The following is a 13,006-nucleotide window of genomic DNA, read 5'->3' as shown; positions in this document are numbered from 1 at the left end:
GTAGTTAGATTTCTTGATGTTGCGAAAAGAGCGAACTCAGCGCTTATTTGATAGGCCGCTAACTAAGTTAATTTGCTGCATCAGAAGCGGGCCACTAGCGTGCTTTGCACGATGATTTTCAAAGTAATAGAGCGGCGTTAAAACACTCGGTACTCGTCCCATAAAAACAGCCGCCTCATTGAGAGACTGAAGGTGCCTACGCCAGTGATTACGGGGGCTACGTAGAAGGTTGCCATTTCTGGTGTCAGAGCTTGCCGGCACTATTGGCCGCCCGTTTCGACCGACCCGATAAGACGCTGCACTGAGCACTCCGATACGGACAGTTAGCTGTATACAGCTCCTGCTTAAAATCAAAAATGCATAAGAATTTTGCCGGTTCAGAGCTGTGTGGTTACGCACTGAACGACTTCGATTTTCAGACGCGGACTACAAAGAGGTCGAGCGTACTTTGGCGGCCATCTTCCGCGTGACCCTCACGACCAAAACAAAAGCAACCGAACTATTGGTTGGAACTTAAAGTAATCGCCACTCCTGTAAAACCGCTAGGTTGGAGTGGCGAGATCTTAAATTGCCGTCAAAGCAGACAAGCCCTTCTTTGCCCGTCATAAATTCGTAATAAGCGGTGCAATGCGAACTACGAAAACCTGTGACTGTAGTCAGACATCTTCATCCGAAATTTAATCGGCATTGAGCTGCAAAAGCTTGGCGTAAACCTTGTGCGGCTGCGCTTCATTCATGCCTTGCAGGCTGGCACTGATGTTGGTCGAATCGAAGTAGTGATACCAATCCGATTGCGCCACCGCCTTTTCCAACTCTATGATCCCTTCTGCTGTTTGCATGGCGAATACGCCGATGAAGGTATTCGACGGGGTCTTGGGTACGCGCGAATCAACCGCGCTCCAGCCAAGCACAACCATCCCAAGCGCGCGGGCGCTGTTGATGGGCGTATCAAGGGTGCGCAAGTAGTCGAGTTGCTGCTCTGCAGACAGCGCGAGCCAGTTTTTATTGGGCTGCCAGATAATCGCTAGTATATGCATACGCTTACAGATTCTCCCGGTAATCCTGATCCACCAGCGCATCAATATCACGCTGCATGGCGGCATCCCCGCCCATTTTTGCAGCCAATATTTCCCCGAACGACACCCGAAAAGGCTTGGGCCAGGTCTCGGCTTGCCACAAACTCGAGCGTTTGAATGCTTTGGCGCAGTGGAAAAAACACTTATCCACACTCATGCGGATTGCCAAATGGGCTGGCCGGCCAACCGATGCAAAACGCTCTAACACCTCAGGGTGATCATGAACGGTCACCTTGCCGCTGACCCGCAAGGTTTCTTCTGTGCCTGGGATGACAAATAACAAAGCGGCCCGCGGATTACTCAGCACGTTTTTCAAGCCCATTATCAACTTGTTGCCGGTGCGATCCGGAAGCCACAAGGTGGTTTCATTCTCAACCCAGACAAAACCAGGTTCGTCGCCCTTTGGCGACACTTCAGGAAAGCCATCGGCGTCGCAGGTGGCTAGCATCACGAAAGGAGACTGGGCAATGAAGGCAATCGCCTTCTCATCCAGGCTCGCACCAATTTTCTTCAGAATCGCCGGATGTGGCTCACCGCCAACACGCGCTTGCAGCGTGTCGACGTCCGTAACTAAATGCGCAGTGGAATCGATCATTTGCTGCTTCCATCTCTATGCGTTTCGGGTTCAAGGCGATAGCACCGCTGACTCACATTTCCCTGCCGAATTTGGCAGGGAAATGCACTGGGAGTAAGGCCAGACTTACCGCTAATCAGGTTTGCGGCAGTGCTTCCAGCAGCTTTTCTGCCTTGGCAATCAGCGCCTCCTGATGCGGCTGCAACTCCTGACCGCCCAGACTCGCAAACACCTCCTGGAAAGGATCGACCAGACCTGTGTCGACACCAGCCAGCGTTTCAATCACGGCGTGAGCGAAGAACGGCACAGTCGGCGCGCTATAACCGCCCTCATGGCACATGACGATTCGGCTCTGGCAATGCTGGTCTGCAAAACTCATCAGCTTGCGCGTAAGTGTTCTGTAGCCCTCGCTGGTCATCATTTGCCGACCCAGCGGGTCGTAGGAGCCGGCGTCAAAACCTGATGCAACAATCACCAATTCAGGTTGGTATTTTTCCAGCGCCGGAATTACCACCCGATCCCAGGTGGTCTCGTAAGCGCCCACGCCAGAACCTGGCGGCAGCGGCACGTTGATGTTGAAACCGGTGCCCGCGCCTTCACCATTTTCTTCCATGAAACCTGAATCCGAAGGGAAGCAGCGGTCCTGGTGCAGGGAAATCGTCAACACCCGTGGATCATCGTAGAAGGCGGCTTGTGTGCCATTACCGTGATGTACATCCCAGTCGACAATGGCGATACGTTTCAACCCGCGCCGCTCGATCGCGTGGCGCGCGGCAATGGCTGCGTTACTGAACAAACAAAAGCCCATCGCCAAGTCCGGCATTGCGTGATGGCCTGGTGGACGCACCAGCGCATAGGCGTTGGTAACCCGGGTATCGAGCACTGCATCGAGTGCCTCGATAACGCCCCCTGCAGACAACATGGCAATTTCAAAACTGCCACGCCCCATTGGCGCAAAGGCCCCCGCTTCAACGCCCAAGTACTCATTGAGGCTGCGGATATGCTCTAGATGGCCGGGTGTGTGAACGCGAAGAATCTCTTCATCGGTTGCCGCACGCGGGGCGATTGGCGTGAGTTTTCCGAGCAATCCCGTCACTTCCATCAAGTTACGGATTCTGCGTTTTGTCGCCGGGTTTTCAACATGCTCGTAGGGCTCGACAGGATTGCCGAACGGCATTACACCGGCCAAATTACCTGTGTTATGCCACAAGTAAAGCTCATGCGATACAAAACCAGTTGCCATGCGCTTTTGCCTCCATTGGAATAACTTTATTGTTTTAATTGCATGCGAATCTAACGCTATACAGGAACGAACTCCTGGAGCGTTAAACGACTAGCCATATAGTCACGCGAACTATTGAGGCTTAATCACATGAGTAATTTCGCTTCAACTTCGCGCTGAATATGACTATTCGAATCTGGGTAATGGATGACTGAGTAACTGAACAATCGGTTCAGCAGGGTTATCGACGCCCCGTACAATGTTTTCCATAACTTTTAATATACGTCGCTCATGCTCCGCCATGAAACGGGCGACTTCAGCAGCCTGTTTATTCTGTGAAGGGTCGACCAGGGTCTCGAGCATTTCGTAACGGGGAAGATACTGGCTGGCAATCAGATTCTGCAGGGCTTCGAATCTGTCTTTCCACGGCAGTTGATTGAGATCATCACTGGCCGCCTGACCTGTAGCATAGCCCTGCGCGGCGTCGTTGACAGGCAGTTCATACTGGTAAAGCACAGGTCGCATGATGGCTTTGGCTTCGGTTTCAAACTGGAGTAACGAGGCAACGATATAGCGCTGCTCACGGTTCTCTACCACGCCTAACATATTGTCGAAGGCAGATTCTCCGACGACTTCGCCTTGATAAACTTCCGCCAGACAGCTTTTGAAATCCTGCAATTGCATGCTGTTTCCTTTTTATTATGATGCCGTACACAAACTTACAGTTAGACTATCCAGCCGCTACACAATCAGGCCACGCAATACAATTGCCCAACGGATTTTCAGCCATTTTCACTTAAATTGGCTCAAAACTTTCCCGAGCTTTTAAAATTGCTTGCACGCGCACAGCAATAGAATAATTGCGCTGACTAATTGCCTTCTCTTAGTGGAGCCTTTACTGTTCTCTCAGTGACGTGACTTCAGTATGTGAATCCTTTGGGTGCTCGAATTGAATAAACTGGCATCAACGGGCCAATCCCGATTTAAGCTTTATATTTGGAAGCAACACATGCTGGTGTTGGGGCCTGACTTCGAGAGCCATTTGCACAGCCATCATGCCGTGCAGCTGGCAATCGGCCTGGAGGGCGATTTGCGCATGCGCAGTACATCAACACAGCCCTGGAGCGCCTCCAGCGCATTCTTGGTACCGCCGAATGTGCCCCACGAGTTCGACGCACAAGGTTCGACCTGCGCCTTGTTTTATCTTTTCCCCGGCGGCAAGGCCTACACAGGGCTGCAGAAGCTGCACGGCGGCAGTGCTATTGAAGCCTTATCAGTTTCACCTGAGATCATGCAGACGCTAAGAAAAATTTCAGCCAGTGATTCGCGCGAACAAGCGCTGGCAGATCAGGTGTGCAGCCTGCTCTTTGAGAGCCCGGCTACAGCCACCCAAACACCGCAGGACCCTCGCTTCGAAGCTGTACTGGGCTGGATCAACCGACATTTGGACCAACCGATAAAACTCGCCGAATTAGCCTCGGCGGTCGGCATATCGGAAAGCTGGATCTCGCACCGATTTCGTCAATATGAAGGGGTCACGCTGCGCCGCTATGTGCTCTGCAATCGACTCAGAAACGCGCTGCATGAAGCGCTCAAAGGCTACTCGCTCACCGATGCCGCTCACCGCGCGGGGTTCTCGGATTCGGCCCATTTCACACGAACGTTCCGCGATGCTTACGGTATTTGCCCCTCCTTTGTACTTTCCAGATCAGAGCCCTGCCAAGTGTTCTGGTTGAATGATGAAAGCCACAGTACTAATGGTTAAAACCGAAATGTTCCTTGAGCTTCGCCGAGGAAAAACTGCACATCGCTCCTATACTTCGTAAGCACCACAACCCGCGTTTTCGCCAGCGCCTAGCGCAGGCGACGCCATCCGCCAACAGAAAGACAACCCAAGGGCAGCAACAGGAATTGCACTTATGAAGATGACCCGCACAGCACTCATCATTGCCTTGGCAATGCCGTTTTCACTGGTATCAACCGGCATTGCCGCTCAAACAAGCAAACCCAATATTGTCTTCATCCTCACGGACAACCTCGGTTACGGGGAAGTTGGCGCCTATGGCGGCGGAATCACCCGGGGCGCACCTACACCGCGCATCGACTCTCTGGCAGAGGAAGGATCGCGCTACCTGAATTTCAATATGGAAACCCAATGCACGCCGAGTCGCTCAAGTTTGATGACGGGGCGCTGGGCCATTCGTTCAGGCACCCATTCAGTGCCGTTCGGGGGCGTCACTGATGGTTTGACCCGCTGGGAAGTGACAATCGGCGAGGCGTTATCCGATGCAGGTTATGCCACCGGCTATTACGGCAAGTGGCACTTGGGCAGCAAGGATGGACGCTTGCCTAACGATCAGGGGTTTGATGAATGGTATGGGATTCCCCGCACCACGGATGAAGCGCTTTGGCCAAGTGCCTCGGGCTGGTCTGCCGACATCATGCCACCCGAGCAGATCATGGAAGGTAAAAAAGGCGAGAAAAGCCGTGAGCTGGGCGCCTACGATGTGGTCCAGCGCCGCAAGATCGACGCAGAAATCACGCGGCGCACCGTGAGCTTCATCGAGAAACAGGCAAAAGCCGACAAACAGTTTTTTGCTTACGTCGCATTAACCCAACCGCACCTGCCAACAGAGCCGAATCCTGAGTTCAAGGGCAAGACAGGCAATGGCGACTGGGCCGACATGCTGGCCGAGATGGACGCGCATGTCGGGGATATTCTCGACTCCATAGACAAGGCGGGCGTTAAGGACAACACCATTGTGGTTTTCACCAGTGACAATGGCCCTGAGTACATTCGCCCTTGGGATGGCTGGGCCGGGCCTTGGCGCGGGCAGTACTTTACCGCGCTGGAAGGCGGTATCCGTGTGCCGTTCATGATCCGCTGGCCGAACAAGATTCCAGCCAAGCGGGTAAGCAATGAGATCCTCCACGGCGTCGACATGTTCGCCACACTGGCAACCTTCGGCGGCGCCAAAGTGCCAACCGACCGCCCTTTCGACAGTCATGACCAATCGGATTTCATTCTGGGTAAAAGCGAGAAGTCGGCACGCGAGGGCTTCCCCATCTGGTGTGCCGACCGACTGCAGGCCGTGAAATGGCGCAACTGGAAACTGCACTTCTACCGTCAGGACAACATGTTCGACCCACCCGTGAAAAACCCGGTGCCGACGATCTTCAACCTGTACACCGATCCGCGGGAAGAGAAGCCCACGGTCGATACGTGGGTGGTTGGTCCTGTACTTAAAATTGTTGGCGAGTATCAGGAGAGCCTGAAGCAATCCCCATTGATCCCGATGGGCACGCCAGACCCTTACAAGCCGGGTGCTTCGCTTTAACGCTTAGCAAGGACATGTGGCTGAATGCATCAAGCGTTTAGCCACATGCCCGATTTGTTCGTCGCTGCCAGCCCGGCGCAGGCAATGTGCCGGGCTCAGCGCTTATGTTTAGCGTGTATCCTGCCCACGAATTTCACAAGTCGATGGCTATCGACAGCATGTACAGGTTGCCATCAAAACGGTCTGTGCTCGTCGTATCAAAGTACGCCTTGCCGATCACGGAGAGAGTTCGCGTGCCGACCGCCTGATTCCAGATAACCGCTGGACCAAATCCCGCCCCCTCGGCCTGGATTGATGACGCATCTACAGGCCCTTGGAGTGGTCCGTCGTCACTGTCTAGCTGCTTGTAGTAATAACCCACGATGCCCAGCCCAAAGCTCTCAGAAAGATACTGAGCGGCTAGTGCGTCCAGGTGAAACTCGGTGCCAGTTTTGTAATCGGTGTCGGAGTTGCGGTCGTTGAACATCACACCAGTGGTCATCGAGAACTCGTGACCGGCATCGGCATCAAACCATGTGTAACTCCCTGACACGTCGAGCGCCCAATAATTGCGCCCGGCATTTAAAGCTTCGTCTTCATCGTATTTGCCAGTCGGGATGTAAAGCGCTGGAGCAAAGGTAAAGTTGTGCTCGCCATTAACCCAATTCAGCATCAGCGGGCTCACGTAAATGTCACCAATGCCCTGCTCGTCGCCACTGGCTGAGGCCGTGCCTTGCGCTGTCGAGAGATCACCACTGGCTTTGATGTTGGCAAAATAAGGCACCAGCACCGCAGAGCCGATCCGCGCGCCCCACAACGTGGTATCCGACAACCAAACCAGTTGCAGGTTATTGAGCCACATCTGCTGGTCCAGCTTTGCAGATACCTTACCGCCACGGGCGTGCGCGCCAACATCGGCGTCGTAATAGGCCAGGTCGTTGCGCAGGTAGACGCCTGCATCACCCCAAACCGCCGCTTGGAAATCACCGTAAGTGCCCTGCAGGTAATCGCTGCTTGCGCCCTCACCGGCGAATGCGGACTCGACCAGCAACAATGAGAACACGCTGCCTAAAGCCGCGCGGGAGATTATCTGTGCACCTATCGAGCGTTTGATCACAATGACATCCTCTTGTTAGGCACTATTGCGTGTGGGCTGGCTGATAACGGGCCGTCTTGCAAACGTCACATAAAGCGCATCGGCTCGCACCTGAAGATGTTAGCTCGTCATAAAATTTGCCGAAAAATTAGCAGTAAGTTGGGGCCAGCACGGCGGCCCAATGTGCGCAGTTATTGCGACGACGATCGCTAATCTTTCGAGCATAGACAACTTGCAGAACGAGCCAGCAAAGCCCCTGCAAATTGGCTCATTAACCGCTCGGTGAGGCACAGCCTGCATAGGCGCAAGCAGGCGAAGATGGGCGCACAAAGAAATAGCAACAGGCCCTCAACGCAAAAAGGCTGCCCAGTAACCTGAGCAGCCTTTTATCGTAACCAACAGTTAATCCAGCAACAGACTTCTAGGACATCGGTTAGCGCATTTCTTGGTCAGCCGTGCCACCTAGCTCGGTTGAGTTGAGCGCACGTAGTTACCTTACTTCTCGCCTGATCATTCCGCCGGCAAAGTGGCAATGTAATCAATGATCGCCTGGCGATCTGCTTTCTCACCGACCTGCAGCGCGACGCCGCGCATCCACAGCCCGAGTTGGTCAGCATGGCCATCACCGCCGCGCCCCCCTTCAATATAGTGAGTCAGCTGACGGTCAATATAAGCGCCATCGAGGATGTTCAACCTCGGCGTTTTTAACTGTGCAAAACCTTCTCCACGTGTCCCGTGACAGGCAGCACATGTTCCTTGAAAGAGCGCCTCACCGCGCGCCACATCCGCGCCACCGGCAGATTTTTCAGCGTCGATTTTTACCCCAGCGTAATAACTCGCCAATTGCTCGAAGGCCGCGTCATCAAGCCCGGCAACGATGGCGCGCATCTGCGCGCCATAACTGTCTTGAGCGTCATAACCGCGCTTACCTGCCTTGAAGCTGCGTAACTGATGCAGCAAGTAGTCGGCCTGCTGCCCAGCCAGACGCGGCGTTCCCAGTGCTGCATTGCCTTGCCCTTGATCACCGTGACACGCTGCGCAGGTCGCTGCCAACGCAGGCGGGCTGTCCGCCGCCTGAGCAACGCCAGACACTGCCAGAAGGAGCAGGCCAACACTGATAATTTTCTTCATTGATTCAGATTCCCGTGCGCTTTTGTGCTTCTTGTTGTTCGATACGATCCAGCAGTCCCTGGCGAACACCGCCGACATCAACCGGCGGTGACTGGCGCCACTCATGCAGCTCAGCGCCCGTGTATGGTTTGAAATCTGCTGGCAATTCATTAGGGCTGAAGGTTTCCAGCATCCAGTTAAGAACGCCGGCCAAGCCATCATCGGAAAGGCCCGACAAAGCCGAACCTGGCACCTGAACCAGATACTCACGCCCGCCCGGCACCCAGAGAAACTTGCCAAGCTGCCCCGGGAACGCCGGCACTTGCCGCTCGGGGTTACCACTGCCGTCTGGCAGGTGGCAGCCCTGACAATTGATCATGTAATCGAAATGGCGCTGCTCGGTTGCCCACAACGCTGGCGTGGCGCTCAGCAGCAGCCCGGCGACAGCGGCAGTTATGACTGAACGCCGCGCCGTTAAACTATTCTTTAACACCGATCACGACCGACAACGAACAGTGATAAGGCATATCTGCATGGCTGCCGGAGCACCAGTTGATGTCGTTCGAGCTTTGCGGGCGATAAAGTGGCGCATCGCCCTCATCGCGCTGACAAACGCAGCGACCACAACTGCTCTTGCCGCAGCAGTCGTTGTAAGAAATCACGTAGTCTTTGCCGTCTGTAGGGTTGCGGCAGGTCCCGATCCAGGTGATGTCCGAGCGCACGGTTCCGGGCGGGCAACTGTTTACCGAGCCCCCGCAACAGCCACACAGAAAACCGTCGATGGCGCAGTAACGCCAGTAGTCGCAGCTGTTCGGGTCGCCCTCTTCCACCAAGGCGCTACTGCCTTGGGCGAAGGCGCTGCTGCGAAACACGGGCAGCAAGGTGGCCGCGCTGGCGCCGACCAGCATGGTGCCCAAGCCACCGAGAAAACCACGCCGTGAGGTGGCGCGAGCTGTGCGCCGGGTAAACATCTCCGTCGCCTCATCAAACCATTTGATCGCCATGCTTAATGCACCTTCTTATATTGAGCGTGTTCACCCACGCTCTGTGCGGCTTGGTATGCCTGTACCGAAGCGAACCCGAGTTGCTGAGCTTCAAACAGGCTCTCCAGATGTTCGCGTGTGTTGATCAAGCCGTGTGTCACAACGGTTCCGGCCGCGTCGATCAACACGCCGTACGGCAGCTTGCTGATCTGGTAAGCCAGACCGACTTCCTGCGACAACACATAAGGGAACGCGTCCAGACGGTGCGCTGCGATAAAGGCTTGATGCGAAGGCTCGTCGCCGTCACTCGCCAGAATCACGCGTAACTTGGCACCTTCCTGCTCACGAACCGACTTGAGAACCGGCAACAGTGTCTTGCAGACCGGGCAGGTGTCCGACAGGAAAAACAACAAGGTCGATTGGCCATGTGCATTGGCGCCACCGAAACTGACAGCCCCGCCGGTGAGGCTCGGCAACGAAAAGCTCGGCGCAGACTCACCCGCCTTGATCGACTTACCCAGCGAGAGCGCACCCACGGGTTTGATCCGCTCGTGCAGCAGGCCGACCTGACGGGCCAGCGCCAGACAGGCAATCAGCACAACAATATTGAACACCCAGGAAAGGATGGATGAGATCAGCAGCGCGTCATTCATGACAGTTCTCGCAAAGAAATTCGATTGGAGATCAATAAATTGGCCAGCAGGTAAACCATCACGGCACTCAGCAGGGCAAACAAACCGGTAACGGCGTCGAACCAAACCCACGGTCGATCAAGCATGGGCAGCGTCAGGTTTGCCGCCACCAGCACCAACAACACATTGCGCCATGCCAGCGCCATGCTTGGCGGTTGCGGTTTGGAGCCAAAATGACAGCCGCAATCTTCGATGGCTGCTCCGCGCTTCGCGCTGACCGCCAGCACCAGCGCATACAGCGCAAGCAGACACACCACCGGCCAAGCCGCTACAGGCAACCACGGGCTCACCAGCACAGCAGCTGCCGCCAGTAGCTCCAGCCCAGGCAGTAAATACTGCAACAGGGCGCGCCCCCCGCCGGGCAGCGAGAAACCCATAGCCTGCGCGTAATTGCTCAACACATTGGCAAATGCATCCGGGTTGCGCAGCTTGTGCCAGCCTGCCGATGCCATAAGCGCAGCCAGTGCCAAGGCGCTGATCAAATGCACCACGGGGTCGTGCAGATACGCGCCCATTACCACGGCATCACCATGTTCAGGAAACCGAGCGGAATATCACCGATAGAACGCAGGTGTTCGCCGCTGTCCGCGTCGTAGAGGTTGATCGCCTGACGCAGCAACGGCATCAGCGCTTCTTCGCCCTCAGTCAGATAAATCCATGTGGTGAACACGCTGGACATTGGCACAACCCAATCGAGGCTATACAAGCGCGGCTGATCGCCTTGGCTTACGCCAATCGCCGTGCTCTGCTCATTGAGTTCGATGCGCGCCACACGCTCCTGAGTGCTGACATCGTAAACCCACACTTCGGTGCCAGGCTCTTGGTAAGCCTCTGGCGGACCTTGATGCATCAGCACGTAAAAGCGACCACTCCTCTCGTGCAACGCAGTGCCGTGGTTACCCGCAACACTCCAGCCGTCAGCCCGCTCTTCATCGCTGACCAAGGACCACTGCTTGGTGGTTTCAAGGCCTTGCGGCGTCATTTTAAGGGCGTAGGCGTTGTTCTTTTGCGAGATGAAATACCAGGTGTCACCCATGCGTGAAGCGGTGGTGAGCAGCAAATCTTTGAGCGGATCGAAGGCCGGTTCGGTGCGTTCCTGCTTGCTGACATGGCCTTGCTCATCGAGCGTGAGGTGCAAGAAGCCGCCATTGCCGCAAATCGAGTAGAAATCTCGCGGGCCGGCCGGGTAAATAGACGCACAACCTGGCGTTGCGACTTCTTCGACGAAGCGGTTGTTCTCAAGGTCAACGATGCTGATCGACTGTGCGGGGGTAAAATTCAGCACGGCGAGAAAACGGTCATCATCAGACAACACGCTCAAACCCGTGGAGATCAGAGCAGAGATGCGCTTGGCCGGAATTTCGATTTCACGCTTGGGGCTCAGTGTTTTGGCATCGTAAACGGTGACTACGTCTGTGCGCTTACCGCGCACACCACGACTGAAATAAATTTCGGTGGCGTACAGCTCGTCACGCGTGCGGGCAGCAACAACGCCGTTGGTCCAGGTGCCGGTGTTGAGCATACCGAGGCTTTTGCCGTCATCGTTGAACAGATAGGCACGGCCATCGGTCATCATTGGCGCGTTGCTGCCCCAAATCCAGAACCAGTTCTGCCCACGGTGATCACCCAGCACTTCGACGCTCGCCTGTTCAGGTTCGAACTGCGCCGCAACAGGTAATGCCACGGTAATCAATGACAGACCGCAGAGCATGTATCGGAGTGTACGCTTGAGCATATTGAGGTATCCGCCAGCTTCAGTAAGGCTTATAAAAATTATTTAAAAATCAGTGTACGGATGTTCAAGCTTCAACAGCTTGACACCAGATGACAGTCCACTTGCCATCTGGCGTCATTGTCTGAAGCGCCGTACTTTGGATAAATCCGCCTGCCCGGGCGCCCGTAACATGCCGCTGTTCGCAGCAGGCTCCATGCAAAACTAAAGCACCGACGAAGCCTTCCGTCGAGTGCCCGGCCAAGTCGTTACTGAGGCATTACACCCGCTGAACCGACGAGAATGATTTGCCCATCATTCAGTGGCGCCAGCGCTGCCAAGTTGACCCGGTCTTCACGGACCTTGACGGTAAACCGCGTAAGCGCCGCATCAGAGATTGCCGTCATGCCGCCATTACCGACCAAGGCCACGCGACCATCCGCCAGTTGCGTCAGCGCGGTAATGGCCTCTTCGGTGCCACTGTCGAGCGTTTGCCAGTTGTCGCCGGCCGGATCGCCGAGCAGCACGCGCCCGGTCATGCCGGCCAACAAGACCTGGCCATCGCGCAAACCAAGCCCGCTCCACAGCGAACCCGTAGCGCCGGTGTCCAGCGCCTGCCATGTAGCGCCGTGGTCTGTTGAGCGATAGGCATTGCCCATCTCAGCAGCAATAAACAGCGTGCCGTCGCTCGAAGCGAACAGGTGGTTGAGGTGATAGTCGTCACCGTCTTCGCCCACCTGCAGGCGCTGCCAGCTCTGCCCGCCATCTTGAGTTTGCGCCGCGTAGCCATAAGCCCCGACAACGATGCCGTGCCGCTCATTCTCGAACCACAGCGAGAGCAAACCCGGTTGCTCGTCGAGACGCTGTTGCAAGGTCCAGTGCTCGCCGCCATCGGTGGTGTGCAAAATCACCCCCGCCTGACCGACAGCCCAACCCTGTTGGTCATCGACAAACGTCAGTGCCGTCAGCAGGCTGTCGACCGGCACTGTGTTTGCTTGGCGCCAGTGTTCGCCATCATCACTCATTACCACCACACCGTGATCGCCGACCGCGACCACACGCGTGCCAGCCTTGGCCACGGCAACCAGCGGCGATGCCTGAGCATGCGCCACCGTCATCGCCGGTTCGACCGTTCCGGCCGCATAAGCGCCGTGCACCCAAACCAAGGTTAATGCCGCCATCAACACGCGCAGCCTATTGCCCAAAAGCATCATGCGTCCTCTTT

General features: G+C 55.7%; 14 protein-coding genes. 2 read left to right on the top strand and 12 right to left on the bottom strand.

The genetic code is table 11. The features are described 5' to 3' along the window. Positions 1-677: 677 nt before the first annotated feature. The 4 genes from PMYSY11_RS05115 to PMYSY11_RS05100 all read right to left on the bottom strand — a co-directional run bounded on the left by PMYSY11_RS05115 (position 678) and on the right by PMYSY11_RS05100 (position 3,556). A complete protein-coding gene (locus tag PMYSY11_RS05115) occupies positions 678-1,037 on the bottom strand; it encodes a DUF6616 family protein (RefSeq protein WP_150548492.1) in 360 nt (119 codons plus the stop codon). 4 nt (positions 1,038-1,041) lie between these two features. Then, entirely contained in the window at positions 1,042-1,671 is a 630-nt protein-coding gene (locus PMYSY11_RS05110; RefSeq protein ID WP_150548491.1) for an MSMEG_1061 family FMN-dependent PPOX-type flavoprotein, read from the bottom strand. 115 nt (positions 1,672-1,786) lie between these two features. Further along, positions 1,787-2,893: a class II histone deacetylase gene (locus tag PMYSY11_RS05105; protein ID WP_150548490.1), complete on the bottom strand. Its 1,107-nt coding sequence runs from the start codon at positions 2,891-2,893 to the stop codon at positions 1,787-1,789. 165 nt (positions 2,894-3,058) lie between these two features. Beyond that, positions 3,059-3,556: a hypothetical protein gene (locus tag PMYSY11_RS05100; protein ID WP_150548489.1), complete on the bottom strand. Its 498-nt coding sequence runs from the start codon at positions 3,554-3,556 to the stop codon at positions 3,059-3,061. A 325-nt stretch (positions 3,557-3,881) separates the two neighbouring features. Between PMYSY11_RS05100 and PMYSY11_RS05095 the strand changes: the two genes are divergently transcribed. Both PMYSY11_RS05095 and PMYSY11_RS05090 read left to right on the top strand, forming a co-directional pair. Then, the gene (locus PMYSY11_RS05095) at positions 3,882-4,637 is read left to right on the top strand and encodes an AraC family transcriptional regulator (RefSeq protein WP_150548488.1); all 756 of its coding nucleotides are present in this window, start codon (positions 3,882-3,884) and stop codon (positions 4,635-4,637) included. A gap of 154 nt (positions 4,638-4,791) precedes the next feature. Then, positions 4,792-6,210: an arylsulfatase gene (locus tag PMYSY11_RS05090; protein WP_150548487.1), complete on the top strand. Its 1,419-nt coding sequence runs from the start codon at positions 4,792-4,794 to the stop codon at positions 6,208-6,210. A gap of 133 nt (positions 6,211-6,343) precedes the next feature. On the opposite strand, the gene PMYSY11_RS05085 is transcribed toward PMYSY11_RS05090, so the two are convergent. The 8 genes from PMYSY11_RS05085 to PMYSY11_RS05050 form a co-directional block, all read right to left on the bottom strand. Then, entirely contained in the window at positions 6,344-7,306 is a 963-nt protein-coding gene (locus tag PMYSY11_RS05085) for a SphA family protein (protein WP_150548486.1), read from the bottom strand. A gap of 489 nt (positions 7,307-7,795) precedes the next feature. After that, on the bottom strand, positions 7,796-8,416 hold the full coding sequence (locus tag PMYSY11_RS05080; protein WP_150548485.1) for a c-type cytochrome: 621 nt from the start codon (positions 8,414-8,416) through the stop codon (positions 7,796-7,798). 4 nt (positions 8,417-8,420) lie between these two features. After that, positions 8,421-8,888, bottom strand: coding sequence for a c-type cytochrome (locus tag PMYSY11_RS05075; RefSeq protein WP_239655539.1), 468 nt, complete (start codon positions 8,886-8,888; stop codon positions 8,421-8,423). Next, positions 8,875-9,393 (bottom strand): methylamine dehydrogenase light chain, encoded by a 519-nt coding sequence (locus PMYSY11_RS05070; protein WP_371850773.1) that lies wholly within the window; start codon positions 9,391-9,393, stop codon positions 8,875-8,877. Before PMYSY11_RS05070 ends, PMYSY11_RS05075 begins: the two co-directional genes overlap by 14 nt. 8 nt (positions 9,394-9,401) lie before the next feature. Then, positions 9,402-10,031, bottom strand: coding sequence for a methylamine dehydrogenase accessory protein MauD (mauD, locus tag PMYSY11_RS05065; RefSeq protein WP_150548484.1), 630 nt, complete (start codon positions 10,029-10,031; stop codon positions 9,402-9,404). Continuing rightward, the gene (locus tag PMYSY11_RS05060; protein WP_150548483.1) at positions 10,028-10,585 is read right to left on the bottom strand and encodes a MauE/DoxX family redox-associated membrane protein; all 558 of its coding nucleotides are present in this window, start codon (positions 10,583-10,585) and stop codon (positions 10,028-10,030) included. The genes mauD and PMYSY11_RS05060 overlap by 4 nt, the downstream gene beginning before the upstream one ends. Continuing rightward, positions 10,585-11,805, bottom strand: a complete 1,221-nt coding sequence (locus PMYSY11_RS05055; protein WP_069901268.1) for an amine dehydrogenase large subunit — start codon at positions 11,803-11,805, stop codon at positions 10,585-10,587. Before PMYSY11_RS05055 ends, PMYSY11_RS05060 begins: the two co-directional genes overlap by 1 nt. Positions 11,806-12,050: 245 nt before the next feature. Further along, positions 12,051-12,995, bottom strand: a complete 945-nt coding sequence (locus tag PMYSY11_RS05050) for a WD40/YVTN/BNR-like repeat-containing protein (protein WP_239655538.1) — start codon at positions 12,993-12,995, stop codon at positions 12,051-12,053. Positions 12,996-13,006: the final 11 nt, after the last annotated feature.

Origin of the sequence: Pseudomonas marincola (assembly GCF_900682675.2) — a bacterium.
Taxonomy (GTDB): Bacteria; Pseudomonadota; Gammaproteobacteria; order Pseudomonadales; family Pseudomonadaceae; genus Aquipseudomonas; species Aquipseudomonas marincola.
The sequence above is the reverse complement of the archived record's forward strand: the minus strand, read 5'-3'. Positions and strand labels throughout refer to the sequence as shown.